The sequence below is a fragment of the Mycobacterium aquaticum genome, assembly GCF_002086485.1.
Lineage (GTDB): Bacteria > Actinomycetota > Actinomycetes > Mycobacteriales > Mycobacteriaceae > Mycobacterium > Mycobacterium aquaticum.
The window spans coordinates 1-1,663 of sequence record NZ_MVHF01000088.1 but is presented as its reverse complement, the minus strand read 5'-3'; the positions used below and the strand labels follow the sequence as shown (position 1 = coordinate 1,663).

Here is a 1,663-nt window from a genome sequence, read left to right as displayed (position 1 = left end):
TGGTGCTCCTTAGAAAGGAGGTGATCCAGCCGCACCTTCCGGTACGGCTACCTTGTTACGACTTCGTCCCAATCGCCGATCCCACCTTCGACGGCTCCCTCCCACAAGGGGTTAGGCCACCGGCTTCGGGTGTTACCGACTTTCATGACGTGACGGGCGGTGTGTACAAGGCCCGGGAACGTATTCACCGCAGCGTTGCTGATCTGCGATTACTAGCGACTCCGACTTCACGGGGTCGAGTTGCAGACCCCGATCCGAACTGAGACCGGCTTTGAAAGGATTCGCTCCACCTCACGGTATCGCAGCCCTTTGTACCGGCCATTGTAGCATGTGTGAAGCCCTGGACATAAGGGGCATGATGACTTGACGTCATCCCCACCTTCCTCCGAGTTGACCCCGGCAGTCTCCTACGAGTCCCCGGCATAACCCGCTGGCAACATAGGACAAGGGTTGCGCTCGTTGCGGGACTTAACCCAACATCTCACGACACGAGCTGACGACAGCCATGCACCACCTGCACACAGACCACAAGGGAATACCTATCTCTAGGCACGTCCTGTGCATGTCAAACCCAGGTAAGGTTCTTCGCGTTGCATCGAATTAATCCACATGCTCCGCCGCTTGTGCGGGCCCCCGTCAATTCCTTTGAGTTTTAGCCTTGCGGCCGTACTCCCCAGGCGGGGTACTTAATGCGTTAGCTACGGCACGGATCCCAAGGAAGGAAACCCACACCTAGTACCCACCGTTTACGGCGTGGACTACCAGGGTATCTAATCCTGTTCGCTCCCCACGCTTTCGCTCCTCAGCGTCAGTTACTGCCCAGAGACCCGCCTTCGCCACCGGTGTTCCTCCTGATATCTGCGCATTCCACCGCTACACCAGGAATTCCAGTCTCCCCTGCAGTACTCCAGTCTGCCCGTATCGCCCGCACGCCCACAGTTAAGCTGTGAGTTTTCACGAACAACGCGACAAACCACCTACGAGCTCTTTACGCCCAGTAATTCCGGACAACGCTCGCACCCTACGTATTACCGCGGCTGCTGGCACGTAGTTGGCCGGTGCTTCTTCTGCACATACCGTCACTTACGCTTCGTCTGTGCTGAAAGAGGTTTACAACCCGAAGGCCGTCATCCCCCACGCGGCGTCGCTGCATCAGGCTTGCGCCCATTGTGCAATATTCCCCACTGCTGCCTCCCGTAGGAGTCTGGGCCGTATCTCAGTCCCAGTGTGGCCGGTCACCCTCTCAGGCCGGCTACCCGTCGTCGCCTTGGTAGGCCATTACCCCACCAACAAGCTGATAGGCCGCGGGCCCATCCCACACCGCAAAAGCTTTCCACCCCAACCCATGAAGGCCGGAGTCCTATTCGGTATTAGACCCAGTTTCCCAGGCTTATCCCAAAGTGCAGGGCAGATCACCCACGTGTTACTCACCCGTTCGCCACTCGAGCACCCCGAAGGGCCTTTCCGTTCGACTTGCATGTGTTAAGCACGCCGCCAGCGTTCGTCCTGAGCCAGGATCAAACTCTCCAAACAAAAACCCCCCAGACAAACCAGGGAAGAATTCACATTCAGAAAAATCTGACCAGCAAAAAGACACCAACAAACTGGCATCCAAAAAAACAAAAGGTCACACCCTAAACGGGAAAAAGAATGCAACCAAAAA

Annotated in this window: 1 rRNA gene; it reads right to left on the bottom strand. The window is 56.6% G+C overall.

From position 1 onward, the window contains the following. Positions 1 to 13: 13 nt before the first annotated feature. A 16S ribosomal RNA gene (locus tag BST13_RS38010) occupies positions 14 to 1,533 on the bottom strand. Between the last annotated feature and the right edge of the window lie 130 nt (positions 1,534 to 1,663).